We start from the raw sequence: 16209 nt of genomic DNA, 5'->3' as shown, positions 1-16209 counted from the left end.
GGTTTTTAAACTAAGCCTTTGCCTTTAAGCACTTCATACATGGTCGAACCCAGCTCTGCTGGACTACGCGTATACGCCATACCTGCTTTTTCAAAGGCAGCAAATTTCTCTTCTGCTGTACCTTTACCACCAGAAATAATCGCACCTGCATGCCCCATACGCTTGCCTTTAGGTGCAGTTACACCAGCAATATAGCCAACCACTGGTTTGGTCACATTGGATTGAATATATTCAGCTGCTTCTTCTTCCGCTGTCCCCCCAATCTCACCAATCATAATAATGGCTTCAGTTTGTGGATCTTCTTGGAAAAGTTTTAGACAGTCAATTTGGTTCATACCAGGAATTGGGTCACCACCAATACCAATACACGTTGACTGGCCTAAACCTAGCTTGGTGGTTTGTGCCACAGCTTCGTAGGTTAAAGTACCTGAACGAGAAATAATGCCAATTTTACCCGGCTGGTGAATATGACCTGGCATAATACCAATCTTACATTCACCTGGTGTAATAATCCCTGGACAGTTTGGCCCAATTAAGCGTGCGTTATTGCCGTATGTTTCTAAGTAACGCTTTGCTTTTAACATATCTAAGGTAGGTACACCTTCCGTAATCACTACAATCAGCTCAATACCCGAGTCAATAGATTCAATAATTGAATCTAAAACAAAAGGTGCGGGTACATAAATAGAGGTTGCAGTCGCACCTGTTTCACGTACCGCTTCTTTCATCGTATTAAAAACAGGCAGATTTAAATGCTGTGTGCCACCTTTGCCCGGTGTTACACCTCCCACAACTTTGGTGCCATAAGCAATAGATTGCTCAGAATGAAATGTGCCGTTTTTACCAGTAAAGCCTTGTACCAATACTTTTGTGTCTTTATTTACTAATACGCTCATGCTTGATTCCCCTTAGCCTTTTACCGCAGCAACAATTTTTTCTGCAGCATCAGCAAGGCCGTTTGCAGAAATCAATTTCAGTCCAGATTCATCCAATATTTTTGCACCAAGCTCTGCGTTATTACCTTCTAAACGCACCACTACAGGCACAGTCACATTAACCTCTTGAACCGCCGCAATAATTGCCTCAGCAATCATGTCACAACGTACAATTCCACCGAAAATATTGATTAACACACCTTGAACCGATGTATCAGCCAAAATAATTTTAAAGGCTTCAATCACGCGCTCTTTGGTTGCGCCACCACCGACATCAAGGAAGTTGGCTGGTTGACCACCATATAATTTAATGATGTCCATCGTTGCCATCGCAAGACCTGCACCATTGACCATACAACCAATATTGCCTTCTAAGGCTACATAGTTCAGATCAAATTCAGAGGCTTTCAGCTCACGCTCATTTTCTTGCGATTTATCGCGTAGGGCTGCAATTTCAGGCAAACGATATAATGCATTTGAGTCAATGCCAATTTTGGCATCGACACATAAAATCTCACCGTTTTCACGTACAGAAAGTGGGTTAATTTCAAATAAAGCAAAGTCATTTTCAATGAAAGCTTGGTAAGCAGCCGTCATAATTTTAACAAATTGATTGATTTGACCATCTTTAAGATTTAAAGCAAATGCCACTTCACGGGCTTGAAATGGCATTAAGCCGACTAATGGATCGACTTCAACTTTAATAATTTTTTCAGGCGTTTCTTCTGCGACTTTTTCAATTTCGACACCACCTTCGGTAGATGCCATAAATGTCACACGACGGCTTGAACGATCCACGACTGCACCAAGGTACAATTCGCGCTCTACAGGATATACATCTTCAGAAACCAAAATACCACTGACAGGCTGGCCCAATGCATCAGTTTGATAAGTCACCAAGCGTGAACCAACCATTTGGTTGACGTAGTCCGTGGCTTCTTGGGCAGATTTTACCACCTTAACACCGCCAGCTTTACCACGGCCACCAGCATGTACTTGGGCTTTGAGCACTGCAAATTTACCGCCCAATTGCTCAAAAGCTTTTACCGCTTCTTCTGCAGTCGTAACAAATACGCCTTCTTGGACTGGCATGCCATATTTTTTTAATAACGCTTTGGATTGGTACTCATGTAAATTCATTCAATTACCTTTTACTACTTTTGCTTTGTTATTAACGACCAATATTCAGACATCCATCAACACAATATTGGCTTGTTATTCAATTTCTTTATTCTTTATTAATAGATGATTATTCATACAAAAACAACCACCAAAACAAAAAAGAGCGACCGAAGTCGCTCTTTTTAACATCTTATTTACGTTTACGCTGAATCGCGTGAATCGCACGTCCATCTACTGCAAGCGCAGCTTCATGAACAACTTCCGAGAATGTCGGATGACCAAAAGTCATTAACTGAAGATCTTCAACTGAAGATACGAACTCAAGAGCAATCATACCTTGGTGAACGATATCAGACGCTGCAGGTCCAATCACGTGCATACCAAGTAGACGGTCTGTTTTCGCATCAGCAACAAACTTAACGAAACCAGCGCCTTCACCAGCAGCCAACGCACGACCATTCACAGCAAAACCGAATTGACCAGTTTTCACTTCGTGACCTTTTTCAGTCGCTTGTTGTTCTGTTAAGCCTACCCACGCCGCTTCTGGGTGTGTGTAAATTACAGAAATGATTGTGTCATAGTTTACTTGTGCAGCATGACCGTGAATACGTTCAACAGCCATTACGCCTTCTTCCATTGCTTTATGCGCAAGCATTGGACCGCGTACTAAGTCACCAATTGCATATACACCTTCAACAGAAGTTGCACACCAATCATTCACTTCAACCAAACCACGTTCAGTTAGTTTAATACCACAGTCATCAGCCAATAGGCCTTCAGCATAAGCGCGACGACCCACACAAACGATTAATTTATCGAATGCTTGAGTTTTTTCTTCGCCACCTTGTGTGTATTTAACAGTAACTTCAGAACCATTGATTTCTGTACCAGCAACTTTAGCGCCAACACGGATATCAAGACCTTGTTTAGTCAAAAGTTTTTGGTAGTCTTTTGCCAAAGCTTTATCAGCCATTGGTAAAAATGCATCCATTGCTTCAAATACAACAACTTCTGCACCAAGACGACGCCAAACAGAACCAAGTTCTAGACCGATTACACCTGCACCAATCACACCTAAACGCTTAGGCACTTCTTGGAATTCTAATGCGCCAGTAGAGTCAACGATGATGTCTTGATCTACAGGTGCTACAGGGATATTTACAGGTACAGAACCAGTCGCAAGAATCACGTATTTAGGTTCTAAAATTTGAGTTTCGCCTTCGTGAGATACGAACTCAACTTTTTTACCAGCAAGTAATTTACCAGTACCTTTTAACCATTCAATACCGTTACCTTTTAATAACTGGTCAATACCGCCAGTTAATTGGTCAACGATTTTGTCTTTACGTGCAAGTAATTTTGCAAGATCAAACTTCACTTCACCCGTTGTAATACCGTGGTCATCTAAGTGATGAACTGTATCTTCGTAACGATGAGATGAATCAAGTAATGCTTTAGATGGGATACAACCCACGTTTAAGCAAGTACCACCTAAAGATGGTTTACCTTTATGAATACGTTTTTCAATACAAGCTACTTTAAAGCCTAATTGAGCAGCGCGGATCGCAGCTTCATAACCACCAGGACCGCCACCAATAACAACTAAATCAAATTGAGACATGTGTATCTCCAAAAATGGGCTTAGAGGATCACTCTAAGCCCATTGCATTATTCTGAAGTATTAAAGATCAAGGATTAGCTTAGCTGGTTCTTCTAACAATTCTTTGATTGTTACAAGGAAACCTACAGCTTCTTTACCATCAATTAAACGGTGGTCATAAGAAAGCGCTAAGTACATCATTGGTAAGATTTCTACTTGACCGTTAACTGCCATAGGACGTTCTTGGATTTTGTGCATACCCAAGATCGCAGTTTGTGGCGTATTTAGGATTGGTGTAGAAAGCAATGAACCGAAAGTACCACCATTAGTAATAGTGAAAGTACCACCAGTCATATCTTCGATACCCAATTTACCGTCACGCGCTTTACCAGCGTATGCACGGATACCGTTTTCAACTTCAGCATAGTTCATGCGGTCAGTATCACGAAGAACTGGAACCACTAGACCACGGTCACTCGATACTGCTACACCGATGTCGTAGAAACCGTGATAAACGATGTCATTACCATCAATTGAAGCGTTAACAGCTGGGTAGCGTTTAAGAGCTTCAGTTGCAGCTTTAACAAAGAATGACATGAAGCCAAGACGTGCACCATGACGCTTTTCAAAAGCATCTTTGTATTGCGCACGCATTTCCATGATTGGTTTCATGTTCACTTCGTTAAACGTAGTCAACATTGCAGTTTCTTGAGTTGCAGCAAGAAGGCGCTCAGCAACACGTTTACGAAGACGAGTCATAGGAACACGTTTTTCGATACGTTCGCCTACAGCTACACTTAGAGGTGCAACAGGAGCAGCAGCTGGTTTAGTTTGATGATTTGCAACATCTTCTTTGGTAATACGACCACCGCGACCAGTACCAGCAACATCAGTTGCTGCAATACCAGACTCAGTCAATGCTTTACGTACTGCAGGTGCTTGGTCAGCAACTTGAGCACGCTCAACAATCGGTGCATTGCCCGCTTGAGTTTGCGCAGCAGCTTGTTCTACTTTCTCTTCAGATTGAACAGCTTGAGTCGCTGCAGCGCCAGAAACAGCACCTTCAGCAAATTCAGCAATCACTTCAGCAGAAAGAACTGTATCACCTTCGTTTTTAACGATAGCAGTGATAGTACCGTCAGCAGGAGCTACAACTTCCAAAACAACTTTGTCAGTTTCAATATCACAAATCACTTCATCACGTGATACTGCTTCACCCGGTTGTTTGTGCCAAGTTGCAACTGTACCGTCAGCAACTGACTCTGGGAATACCGGTGCTTTAATTTCGGTTGCCATTATTAAGAATCTCCTGTTATTCAGCTACGATCGCTAAAGCATCATTTACGAGCTGAGCTTGTTGTTTTGCATGCAAATATGGTGAACCACATGCCGGTGCAGCTGAAGCTTCACGGCCTGCGTAACTAATTTGAAGCTGTTTGCCAGACTTCATTACACCTTCGTATAGACGTGGCGCAATGAACAACCAAGCACCTTGGTTTTTCGGTTCTTCTTGAGCCCAAACTAATTCAGTAGCGTTTGGATATTGAGCAAGAACTTCAGCAAGACGCGCTTCTGGGTACGGATACAATTGTTCGATACGAACGATTGCTGTGTTGTTCAATTCTTTTTCACGACGTTTTTCAAGTAAGTCGTAGTAAACCTTACCACCACAAAGTACTAGACGTGTTACGTCAGACTTGTTGATGTTGTCGATTTCATCGATCACAGTTTGGAATGAACCATTTGCAAGCTCTTCTAATGTAGAGGTTGCAAGTTTGTGACGAAGAAGAGACTTCGGTGAAGTCACGATCATTGGTTTACGGATTGGACGAAGTGCTTGACGACGCATCGCATGGTAAATTTGCGCTGGTGTAGTCGGTGTGATCACTTGCATGTTTTCTTCAGCACATAGCTGTAAGAAACGCTCTAAACGAGCTGATGAATGCTCAGGACCTTGACCTTCAAAACCGTGTGGAAGAAGCATAGTCAGACCGCATACGCGTTCCCACTTCGTTTCACCAGAAGCGATGAATTGGTCAATTACAACTTGCGCACAGTTCGCGAAGTCACCAAATTGTGCTTCCCAAATTACAAGGCTCTTAGGAAGAGTCGTTGCGTAACCGTATTCAAATGCAAGAACCGCCATTTCTGACAATAAAGAGTCATAAATTGCAGTACGTGGTTGGTTTTCTTTCAAGTTACATAATGGAATGTAAGTTGAACCATCTACTTGGTTATGAAGTTTTGCATGACGGTGTGAGAATGTACCACGGCCAACGTCTTCACCTGTTAAACGTACAAGGAAGCCTTCATCTAGAATAGTTGCGTAAGCTAAAGTTTCCGCAGCACCCCAGTTCAATGGCATTTCGCCAGTCTGCATTTTCAGACGATCATCAATCACTTTCGCAACTTGACGTTGCATCACGAAGCCTTCTGGAAGCTCACGCATTTTAGTGCCAAGCTCTTTTAAGCGTTCAATTGGGAAAGTTGTATCCCAAACATCTGTGTAATCGTGACCTAAGTAAGGTTTCCAATCCACAAACATTTTTGTATTTGGCTCTAATACCAATGCATTCGCAACGTGTTTGCCTGCTTCAAGGTCAGAACGATACTGTTCAACCATCGCATCAGCAGAAGCACGATCAAGCACACCTTGTTGAACCAATTGATCAGCATAAAGCGTACGAGTTGTCGCTTTTTTAGTGATCACTTGATACATCATTGGTTGAGTTGCTGCTGGTTCATCCGCTTCGTTATGACCACGGCGACGGTAGCAGAACATGTCGATTACAACGTCTTTACGGAACGTATGACGGAAATCGTGTGCCAATTGAGAAACAAATAATACAGCTTCTGGATCATCACCATTTACATGGAAGATCGGCGCTTGGATCATTTTCGCGATGTCAGTACAGTATTCTGTAGAACGCGCGTCACGTGGATCAGATGTTGTGAAACCAACTTGGTTGTTTACAACGATATGAACTGTACCACCCACTGTATAACCACGTGTTTGTGACATTTGGAAGGTTTCTTGGTTTACACCTTGACCCGCAAATGCAGCATCACCATGAACAATGATTGGTAATACGTCATCACCACCGATGTCTTTACGACGTACTTGACGAGCACGTACAGAACCTTCAACTACAGGTCCAACGATTTCTAAGTGCGATGGGTTAAACGCTAATGCTAAGTGAACTTCGCCACCTGGAGTCATTACGTTTGAAGAGAAACCTTGATGGTATTTAACGTCACCAGAACCTTTTTTATTGAGCGCTTTACCTTCAAACTCGCCAAATAGGTCAGCTGGGTTTTTACCCATGATGTTTACAAGAAGGTTTAAACGGCCACGGTGAGGCATACCGATTACAACTTCTTTACAACCTACAGAACCTGCACGTTGAATCAAAGAGTCAACCATAGGGATGAATGATTCACCACCCTCTACACCAAAACGTTTTGCACCAACGAACTTGTTACCTAGGTATTTTTCAAGGCCTTCAGCAGCTGTTAAACGTTCAAGTACATGCTTTTTCTGTTCAGCGCTAAAGCCAAATTGCCCCTTAGCACCTTCAAGGCGTTGTTGAATCCAACGTTTTTCTTTAGTGTCAACAATGTGCATGTATTCTGCACCAATAGAAGCAGCATAAGTTGCTTCCATCGCTTGAACCATTTCACCTAAAGTTGCTTCAGATTTACCAATCGCAAGGTTACCCGTGTTAAACGGAGTATCGATATCTGATTGTGTTAAACCATGCGCAGCAAGATCTAAATCTGGCACGATTTCGCGCTTAGCCAAACCAAGTGGATCTAGTTTTGCTTTTTGATGACCGCGGTTACGGTATGCAGCGATGAGTTGTAATACACCAATTTGACGGCGTTCGTGATCAGTGCTTACTGCGCTTTGAACGACAGGTTGAACACGACTTGAATTACGTCCTAATAATAGGAATTGCTCACGTACATTGCTGTGCGGTTGATCACCTTTAGGGAATTTATCGAAGTATTCGCGCCAATCAGCTTCCACTGAGTCTGGAGCCGTTAAATACTGCTCATAAAGTTCTTCAATATACGCTGCACTGTCAGCGGAAAGTTCAGTGTCAAGACGCAGTGCGTCAGCAACTTCTTGCATTTGTGGACCCATTTCCTATTGCAAAAACATTTCAGGATGCTTTTTAAGCGAACCCATGATTAATAATGTCTTATTGGTAAAAAGACATTAGTCCCCATTAGGCTTAAGCCATGAGGCGTTATCACTACATTAGGATTTCCCAATGTGATTAACGAACAATAACGCCCCTCAGCGGCATCATTACTCATTATAATACCCAGCAAAACCGGGCAATTTTTTGCAAATCGTCTTAGAAAAAATAAATTCGACCATTTACTTTGTCTAAACCGACTTCAAAATACATTATGTAATCTTTATATACTGCTTCAACGCTTTAAACTGTTGAAAAAATGTACCAAATCACTCGTGTTTTTTGCATATAGTCTTGTGTTAAATGCTAACACGTAACCCATTTTCAATTGATTTTTTTGACACATACCTCTCATAAATTGGCTAAATACAGTTCAACATTTTACAGCTAAGATATGGTGCTTTAAGTTCAAAAATCTTGCAATCAATACTAAAGTCTTAACAAACCACGCCAAATAAAACAAAAGAGTGCTCAATATTTCTACCGACACCCTCTTATGCGTTACATGATAACATTTTCCATTCACATTTACATGCCCAGCTGAGCAACGCATCACTTATTAACCAGTATAATTTTACAAATTTCATTAAATTTACTCATCACCGCCCATTCATTACTTAAGCTTTATATTTTATAGCTATTTTCAGCATCGCTATTTTGCATAAGTTTGCATGACAATCCCATGACATAAACGCTCAGCATAAAAAAACGCACCCGAAGGCGCGCTTTTTTTGACTTGCGTCAGTGCCGAATTAGCCAGCCATATCTAAAAGCATATTACGGATGTGACCGATTGCTTTAGTAGGGTTAAGACCTTTAGGACATACAGACACACAGTTCATGATACCTTTACAACGGAATAGAGAGAACGGGTCGTCAAGACGCTCCAAACGCTCTTGTGTAGATGTATCACGTGAGTCAATGATGAAACGATATGCATTCAACAATGCTGAAGGACCCAAGAACTTGTCAGGATTCCACCAGAATGATGGGCATGAAGTTGAACAACATGCACAAAGAATACATTCATACAAACCATCAAGATGTTCACGATCTTCAGGAGACTGCAAACGCTCTTTAGGCGGCGCAGGCTGGTTGTTGATTAGGAACGGATGGATTTTATTGTACTGATCGTAGAACTGATTCATGTCTACAACCAAGTCTTTAATTACAGGAAGACCTGGCAATGGACGAATCGTAATCACGTCTGGTAAATCGTTTAGGTTCCAAAGACACGCTAAACCATTTTTACCATTGATGTTTACACCATCAGAACCACAAATACCTTCACGGCATGAACGACGGAACGTTAAAGATTCGTCTTGTACTTTTAATGCAAGAAGTGCGTCAAGCAACATACGGTGCTTGTCTGTCAATTCAAGTTTAAAAGTTTGCATGTACGGAGCTGCATCCTTATCAGGATCGTAGCGGTAGATATTAAATGTACGAGTACCTCTACTCATCTTACTTCTCCCAATTAGAATGTACGTGGTTTAGGTGGAATAGCATCTACCGACAATGGACGGTAACGCACTGGTTTGTACTCTAGACGGTTGTCTACAGAGAACCATAAAGTGTGTTTCATCCACTCATCATCACGACGGCCGTATGGGTAGTCAGCGTGATCAGGTGGTAATTCGAAATCTACCACTGTATGCGCACCACGACATTCTTTACGTGCAGCTGCAGAAATAAGTGTAGCTTTTGCAACTTCATACAAGTTTTCAACTTCTAGAGCTTCAACACGCGCTGTGTTAAATACTTTAGATTTGTCTTTCAAATGAATGTTACGTACACGTGGTTCGATCGCAAGGATCTGTTTTACACCTTCTTCAAGAAGTGCAGATGTACGGAATACACCAGCGTGATCTTGAACGATGTCACGAATTGCGTCAGCAACTTCTTGAGCATTTTCACCTGAAGTTGATTCATCAAGATGACGAACACGTTTCAGTGTATTTTCAAGCACAGTTGTTGGTAATGGAGCGTATTCATCACCGTGGTGTTTAGTTACGTAGTCAACAATATGTTCACCCGCAGCTTTACCAAATACAACCAAGTCAAGCAATGAGTTCGTACCCAAACGGTTTGCACCATGTACAGATACACATGAACATTCACCGATTGCATAGAAACCTTTCACTGGTTTAGTGAAATCACGGTCGCCCGCGTTGTGTGAATACACATCTGTTTCTTTGTTGTAGTTTGCAACCAAAGCTTCTGTTTCACGAGATACTGGAACAACCACTTGACCATGAATGTTTGTAGGAATACCACCCATTTGATAATGGATTGTTGGTACTACAGGAATTGGCTCTTTAGTGATGTCAACGTTCGCGAATTTCTTACCAATCTCGAATACAGATGGAAGACGTTTCATGATTGTGTCAGCACCAAGATGCGTCATATCAAGCAAGATGTAGTCTTTCTTAGGACCACAACCACGACCTTCTTTAATTTCTTGGTCCATAGAGCGTGATACGAAGTCACGTGGTGCCAAGTCTTTAAGCGTCGGTGCGTAGCGTTCCATGAATGGCTCACCAGCATCGTTACGAAGGATTGCACCTTCACCACGACAACCTTCTGTCAATAATACGCCTGCGCCAGCAACACCCGTTGGGTGGAATTGCCAGAATTCCATATCTTGTAATGGAATACCTGCACGAGCCGCCATACCAAGACCGTCACCAGTGTTGATATAAGCATTCGTAGATGCACGGTAAACACGACCAGCACCGCCAGTAGCGAATAATGTTGCTTTACCTTGGAATACTGCAATTTTACCAGTTTCTTGGTCAATTGCTGTAACACCAAGCACATCACCAGCTTCGTTACGGATAAGATCAAGCGCAATCCATTCTACGAAGAATTGAGTACCCATTTTCACGTTGCTTTGATAAAGCGTATGAAGAAGTGCGTGACCTGTACGGTCGGCAGCAGCACATGCACGTGGAACTGGTTTTTCACCATAGTTTGCAGCATGACCACCGAACGGACGTTGGTAAATTGTACCATCAGCGTTACGGTCAAACGGCATACCTAAGTGTTCAAGCTCATATACAACTTGAGGTGCTTCACGAGTCATGAACTCGATTGCGTCTTGGTCGCCTAACCAGTCAGAACCTTTAACAGTGTCGTAGAAGTGGTAGTGCCAGTTATCTTCTTGCATGTTACCAAGAGATGCACCAATACCACCCTGCGCTGCTACAGTGTGTGAGCGAGTTGGGAATACTTTAGTGAGAACCGCAACTTTCAAACCAGCTTGAGCAAGTTGGTAAGAAGCACGCATACCTGAACCACCACCACCAACGATGACTGCATCGAAAGTTTCGTGTGGAATATTTGTGTAATCTTCTTTAGGGGTTATAGCGCCCATGATTGTTTCCTATCAATTCGCCCAAAAAATCTGGATCGCCCAGATTGCGTATGCAAATACAGCAATAATAACTGCAGAAGTCAGCACTAAACGCAGACCATTTGCTGAAGGACCCATTTGACGAGTAGTCACATAGTCTGTGAATACTTGCCACATACCGATCCACGCATGCGCAACAAGAGATAAGACAGCCAATAAAGACATAATCTTCATTGGTAATGTCATCATAAAGCCGTACCACTGTTCAAATGTAAAACCACTGTTGCAAAGGATCCAACCAAATACAACAACAGTATATACAGCCAGTACCACAGCACTTAAGCGTTGGACAAACCAATCACGAGAACCTGAACCCGAAAAACCTGAAGCACTTTTCATTAGAGTACGATCCATACAAATGCCGCAATAATACCGATTGCAGACAAGATTAATGCGATAGTAGCTGCTGTACGACCACTTTGTAGCTCTTCCGCCACGCCAACATCAGCAAGCAAATGCTTAACACCAGCAATAAAGTGATAGATTAAACCGGCTACAAATACCCATACGATGAAGCGAACAATGAAACCATTAAAGATTTCTTGAACCGCTGCAAAGCCTTCTGGTGAAGACAATGATTTGTCTAATAACCAAAGCAGTACCGGTACAAGTAAAAATACGATAACACCTGAAAGACGGTGTAAAATTGATGCAATAGCCACAGGGGATTTTAAGTTTACTGATAAAACTTGACCCATGGACAAATTGACAGGTCTGTTGCTTTTCACAGCGGGCATCCTGTAAGTAAAAACTCCATCCGGAGTTTGTTGGAATTAATTCGAAGGAAAGCTGGCATTGTTCGGACTTATTTATATATTAAAGCCAGATAAATAAGACCTAAACTTTTAACGACACTGAATTATAAAACGTGAACTATCAAAATACAAACAATGACATTTATGAAATAATCAAAAAAATCCTTAAATAAGAATCATTAACAATTAATTTAAACTTAAAAACAATCTAAAAAGATCAGATTAAGACACTATGTTGTTGGTTTTAAAAAATTAAATATATATTTCATTTATAGTTTTTGACGTTCTTTCGCAATTTTTTTTCTATAGACTAAAGCACAAAAAAAATCTTATATTTCTCCCCTCTATATTTTAATCAAAAACATGAATTTATCCAATACCATTATTTATTTACTAAATATCTATTATTTATTTTAAAAAACAATAATGAAAGATCACGTGACTTAATAAGAACTTAGTCTGTGCATAACTCTATATTCTGTATGTTTCTTAAGCTAAAAAGTCACATTTAACTGGCAAAAAAAATAAAATATGGTTATTTAATGTTCTTTTTTGCATTTTCAATGAGTCATTTTTTGAACAAACAAACTTTCTTACAACTTCTATTTAGCGCTTTTAATTATGAATAATAAATCTACAGGTTAATAAAATAGAAACGTGTAAGTTACGAGAATTATAATAATTTAAGCCAAAATATGACTTGATTAATGAAAAACATTCAGAGTTTTTAGCAATTAAAAATTGCTTACAAATAAAGCAGCAACATCATTTAATTCTGCAACTCTGCTTTGATTTGACTTATTATACTGCGTCGATGCTGCAATTGACTCATTTCAAGATGGATAAAGAGATGACCAATCCTATGCGAAGGTGGCGCTTTTATCCATAAGTATAATTGACAAAATTTCAGTACTCACTAATCTTATAGCAAATTTTGATCCGTCTGATTCTTGCATTAAAATATTAGCATTAAGAGTCAGATAAACACTCACCGGGACAGGAGATCTATTGAATGTCTGAAGCAACTGGCAAGAAAGCGATTTTACAGCTTGATGGCAAAGAAATTGAATTACCAATTTACAGCGGCACATTGGGCCCAGATGTAATCGACGTTAAAGATGTATTGGCCGCAGGTCACTTTACTTTTGATCCTGGTTTTGTATCTACAGCTGCATGTGAATCTAAAATCACATTCATCGATGGCGGTAAAGGCGTTCTTTTACACCGTGGTTACCCAATCGCACAGCTTGCAACTAAAGCAGACTACTTAGAAACTTGCTACCTTCTTTTGAATGGTGAACTCCCAACAGCTGAACAAAAAGAAGTATTTGATGCTAAAGTTCGTAACCATACTATGGTTCACGATCAAGTTAGCCGCTTCTTCAACGGTTTCCGCCGTGATGCGCACCCAATGGCCGTGATGTGTGGTGTTGTTGGCGCGCTTTCTGCGTTCTATCACAACGGTTTTGACGTTGAAAACGTTGATCACCGCGAAATTACTGCGATTCGCTTAATTGCTAAAGTACCTACTTTGGCTGCTTGGACGTATAAATATACAATCGGTCAACCGTTCGTATATCCACGTAACGATTTAAGCTATGCAGAAAACTTCTTGTACATGATGTTTGCTACTCCAGCAGATCGTGACTACAAAGTTGATCCAATTCTTGCTAAAGCAATGGACCGTATCTTCACGCTTCATGCTGACCACGAACAAAATGCTTCTACGTCTACAGTACGTTTAGCTGGTTCTACTGGTGCTAACCCGTACGCATGTATTGCTGCTGGTATCGCTGCACTTTGGGGCCCTGCTCACGGTGGTGCAAACGAAGCTGTTCTTAAGATGCTTGATGAAATCGGCACTGTAGAGAACGTTGCTCCGTTCATGGAAAAAGTGAAAACTAAAGAAGTTAAACTTATGGGCTTCGGTCACCGAGTTTACAAAAACTTCGATCCACGTGCGAAAGTAATGAAAGAAACTTGTGACGAAGTGTTAACTGCACTTGGTATCAACGATCCACAACTTGCTTTGGCTATGGAACTTGAACGTATTGCGCTTTCTGACGAATACTTCATCAAACGTAACCTTTACCCGAACGTAGACTTCTACTCAGGTATCATCCTTAAAGCGATTGGTATCCCAACAGAAATGTTTACTGTAATCTTCGCTCTTGCACGTACAGTTGGTTGGATCAGCCACTGGTTAGAAATGCACAGCGCACCTTACAAAATCGGTCGTCCACGTCAACTTTACACTGGTGAAGTTCAACGTGACATCCAAGGTCGTTAATTCTCAAGAATTATTCGATTTAAAAAACCGCCCTTGTGGCGGTTTTTTTTATATCTGAACATTTAAAACTATAGTTTGATATTTAAATCATTCGAATTAAACACCTATATTCGCGTATAAACTCAACTATATAAATCTACATTTTTTTCAGCACAATTATAGTGCCCCGCTAAGGCGAGCATTTAATCACTTTTAGTCTTAAAGTAGCTTAGCCTTATCGAAGCATTTATTTAAGCTATAAATGAAAAAACCTGAGATCAACTCAGGTTTTTAATGCTATGTATTTTTTAGCCTTAAGCCACATCATAACGCGATAAATCGAGCTTCTGTAGTCGCGATTTTAATTCGGTTAATGACCAAGGCCATGCTGCAAAGTTTCGGCCATTTTGATCTAAATAATAGCTTGAGCAACCGCCTGCATTAAATACAGTTTTATGCAGATTGGCTTGCAATTTCACATTATGATAACGCAGTACTTCTGGCTTAATCGAAATTTGTTTTAAGCCCTGCTGTTTCATTTGAAGCAAACCATCCACAATGTATTGAATTTGCGCTTCAGCAATGCCAATAAATGAGTCATAAACCAAAATATTTGGCCCTAACACCAAGAAAGCATTCGGTACTTTTTCAATACTCGCGCCCAAATACGCCTCAGGAGAACTGTCTTTCCAGCGGTCTGACAATCGTACACCGTCAGTATCCCATACTCGCTGGCCAATCGGTGGATGCGCAACCTCAAAGCCTGTACCCAGCAAGATCACATCTACCTCAAAACGCTCTCCATTGGCTGCAATCACAGTATTTCCATCTATTTCAACCAAACCTTGTGGCACGAGCGTGACATTGTCTTGTTGTAATGCAGGATAGTAATTATTGGCAAATAAAAGTCGCTTACAACCAATCGAGAAATTCGGTGTTACGGCCTCTCTGAGCGTGTCATCTTTAATTTGTAGCTTTAATAACTGGCGACTTAAATAGTTAGCGGGTTCCAAAAAGTTTGGATGACGTAAGCCAAAATTGATGCCATTTAAAATCTGAGCAACACTACCCCGCCAGAGTTGCTGAATGGCTGGGAATCGCTCCACCAAAGCTTTGGCTGTATTGCCCAGTGGCATATCTGCTTTTGGTAAAACCCAAGGCGCTGTACGCTGAAACACCACCAATTCTTTTGCCAAAGGCTGTACTTGCGGAATGAATTGTATAGCTGAAGCCCCTGTACCAATTACGGCAATCCGCTTACCTTTTAGGTCATAATCATGGTTCCAGCGTGCTGAATGAAACATTTCCCCCTTAAAGCTTTCTATGCCCTTAATTTTTGGCAAAGATGGTTCTGTAATGGGGCCTGTACTAAAAATCACTGTTTTCGCTTGATATGCTCCTTGAGAGGTTTCTAAATTCCACACCTGCTGTTGAGCATCCCATTTGGCACTCAGTAGTTCATGCTTAAACTGAATTTTATCTTTTAAATTAAACTGCTCTACAACACCTTCTAAGTAGCTTAAAATTTCAGGTTGCTTGGCAAACAAGTGGCTCCATTGATGGCTGGGCGCAAATGAAAACGAATACAGCGCAGATGGCACATCACAGCCACAGCCTGGATAGTTATTATCTCGCCAAGTACCACCCACACGTTCTGCTTTTTCCAGTACGATATAATTGTCATAGCCTGCTTGTTGCATTTTATGCGCAGCCGCAATGCCTGAAATTCCCGCGCCAATCACAATCGTGTCGTAGGTATGCAGTGCTTTTGCTGTATTATTTTTAGTGACCTTAGTACTTTTACTTTTCGTCGCTGTATTCACTATAGCCTCATCAGCGTGAGCTGAATTAACATTTTTTTGAGGCTCTTTTTTGAGTTCTAGTTGTGTTTCCATATTCTTTTATTCA

11 protein-coding genes are annotated in these 16209 nt (G+C 41.1%); 1 reads left to right on the top strand and 10 read right to left on the bottom strand.

The genetic code is table 11. The features are described from left to right. Positions 1–5 precede the first annotated feature (5 nt). The 9 genes from sucD to sdhC form a co-directional block, all read right to left on the bottom strand. The gene (gene sucD / locus D9K81_RS05690; protein ID WP_120374337.1) at positions 6–896 is read right to left on the bottom strand and encodes a succinate--CoA ligase subunit alpha; all 891 of its coding nucleotides are present in this window, start codon (positions 894–896) and stop codon (positions 6–8) included. Between the two features lie 12 nt (positions 897–908). After that, entirely contained in the window at positions 909–2075 is a 1167-nt protein-coding gene (sucC, locus tag D9K81_RS05685) for an ADP-forming succinate--CoA ligase subunit beta (protein ID WP_120374336.1), read from the bottom strand. Positions 2076–2247: 172 nt separating this feature from the next. Continuing rightward, complete coding sequence (gene lpdA, locus D9K81_RS05680) at positions 2248–3678, bottom strand: dihydrolipoyl dehydrogenase (RefSeq protein ID WP_106985722.1); 1431 nt, start codon at positions 3676–3678, stop codon at positions 2248–2250. Between the two features lie 60 nt (positions 3679–3738). Further along, the gene (odhB, locus tag D9K81_RS05675; RefSeq protein ID WP_120374335.1) at positions 3739–4953 is read right to left on the bottom strand and encodes a 2-oxoglutarate dehydrogenase complex dihydrolipoyllysine-residue succinyltransferase; all 1215 of its coding nucleotides are present in this window, start codon (positions 4951–4953) and stop codon (positions 3739–3741) included. Between the two features lie 16 nt (positions 4954–4969). Further along, on the bottom strand, positions 4970–7792 hold the full coding sequence (locus D9K81_RS05670) for a 2-oxoglutarate dehydrogenase E1 component (protein ID WP_120374437.1): 2823 nt from the start codon (positions 7790–7792) through the stop codon (positions 4970–4972). 822 nt (positions 7793–8614) lie between these two features. Then, on the bottom strand, positions 8615–9325 hold the full coding sequence (locus D9K81_RS05665; RefSeq protein ID WP_120374334.1) for a succinate dehydrogenase iron-sulfur subunit: 711 nt from the start codon (positions 9323–9325) through the stop codon (positions 8615–8617). A gap of 14 nt (positions 9326–9339) precedes the next feature. Continuing rightward, positions 9340–11238 (bottom strand): succinate dehydrogenase flavoprotein subunit, encoded by a 1899-nt coding sequence (sdhA, locus tag D9K81_RS05660; protein ID WP_120374333.1) that lies wholly within the window; start codon positions 11236–11238, stop codon positions 9340–9342. A 12-nt stretch (positions 11239–11250) separates the two neighbouring features. Next, the gene (sdhD, locus tag D9K81_RS05655; protein WP_106985726.1) at positions 11251–11616 is read right to left on the bottom strand and encodes a succinate dehydrogenase, hydrophobic membrane anchor protein; all 366 of its coding nucleotides are present in this window, start codon (positions 11614–11616) and stop codon (positions 11251–11253) included. Continuing rightward, a complete protein-coding gene (gene sdhC, locus D9K81_RS05650) occupies positions 11616–12014 on the bottom strand; it encodes a succinate dehydrogenase, cytochrome b556 subunit (protein ID WP_130125670.1) in 399 nt (132 codons plus the stop codon). Before sdhC ends, sdhD begins: the two co-directional genes overlap by 1 nt. 1030 nt (positions 12015–13044) lie before the next feature. Here sdhC and gltA point away from each other — a divergent pair. Beyond that, a complete protein-coding gene (gene gltA / locus D9K81_RS05645; protein ID WP_120374332.1) occupies positions 13045–14322 on the top strand; it encodes a citrate synthase in 1278 nt (425 codons plus the stop codon). Positions 14323–14615: 293 nt separating this feature from the next. Here gltA and D9K81_RS05640 read toward each other — a convergent pair whose 3' ends face one another. After that, on the bottom strand, positions 14616–16196 hold the full coding sequence (locus D9K81_RS05640) for a flavin-containing monooxygenase (RefSeq protein ID WP_120374331.1): 1581 nt from the start codon (positions 16194–16196) through the stop codon (positions 14616–14618). Between the last annotated feature and the right edge of the window lie 13 nt (positions 16197–16209).

The organism is Acinetobacter chengduensis, from assembly GCF_003664645.1.
Taxonomy (GTDB): Bacteria; Pseudomonadota; Gammaproteobacteria; order Pseudomonadales; family Moraxellaceae; genus Acinetobacter; species Acinetobacter chengduensis.
The sequence above is the reverse complement of the archived record's forward strand: the minus strand, read 5'-3'. Positions and strand labels throughout refer to the sequence as shown.

What these genes read in the sequence shown, in the direction of transcription:
- sdhA (WP_120374333.1), bottom strand. Translation starts at nt 11,238, where the DNA reads ATGGGCGCTATAACCCCTAAAGAAGATTACACAAATATTCCACACGAA.
- D9K81_RS05670 (WP_120374437.1), bottom strand. Translation starts at nt 7,792, where the DNA reads ATGCAAGAAGTTGCTGACGCACTGCGTCTTGACACTGAACTTTCCGCT.
- D9K81_RS05665 (WP_120374334.1), bottom strand. Translation starts at nt 9,325, where the DNA reads ATGAGTAGAGGTACTCGTACATTTAATATCTACCGCTACGATCCTGAT.
- D9K81_RS05640 (WP_120374331.1), bottom strand. Translation starts at nt 16,196, where the DNA reads ATGGAAACACAACTAGAACTCAAAAAAGAGCCTCAAAAAAATGTTAAT.
- lpdA (WP_106985722.1), bottom strand. Translation starts at nt 3,678, where the DNA reads ATGTCTCAATTTGATTTAGTTGTTATTGGTGGCGGTCCTGGTGGTTAT.
- odhB (WP_120374335.1), bottom strand. Translation starts at nt 4,953, where the DNA reads ATGGCAACCGAAATTAAAGCACCGGTATTCCCAGAGTCAGTTGCTGAC.
- sucD (WP_120374337.1), bottom strand. Translation starts at nt 896, where the DNA reads ATGAGCGTATTAGTAAATAAAGACACAAAAGTATTGGTACAAGGCTTT.
- sucC (WP_120374336.1), bottom strand. Translation starts at nt 2,075, where the DNA reads ATGAATTTACATGAGTACCAATCCAAAGCGTTATTAAAAAAATATGGC.
- gltA (WP_120374332.1), top strand. Translation starts at nt 13,045, where the DNA reads ATGTCTGAAGCAACTGGCAAGAAAGCGATTTTACAGCTTGATGGCAAA.
- sdhD (WP_106985726.1), bottom strand. Translation starts at nt 11,616, where the DNA reads ATGAAAAGTGCTTCAGGTTTTTCGGGTTCAGGTTCTCGTGATTGGTTT.
- sdhC (WP_130125670.1), bottom strand. Translation starts at nt 12,014, where the DNA reads ATGCCCGCTGTGAAAAGCAACAGACCTGTCAATTTGTCCATGGGTCAA.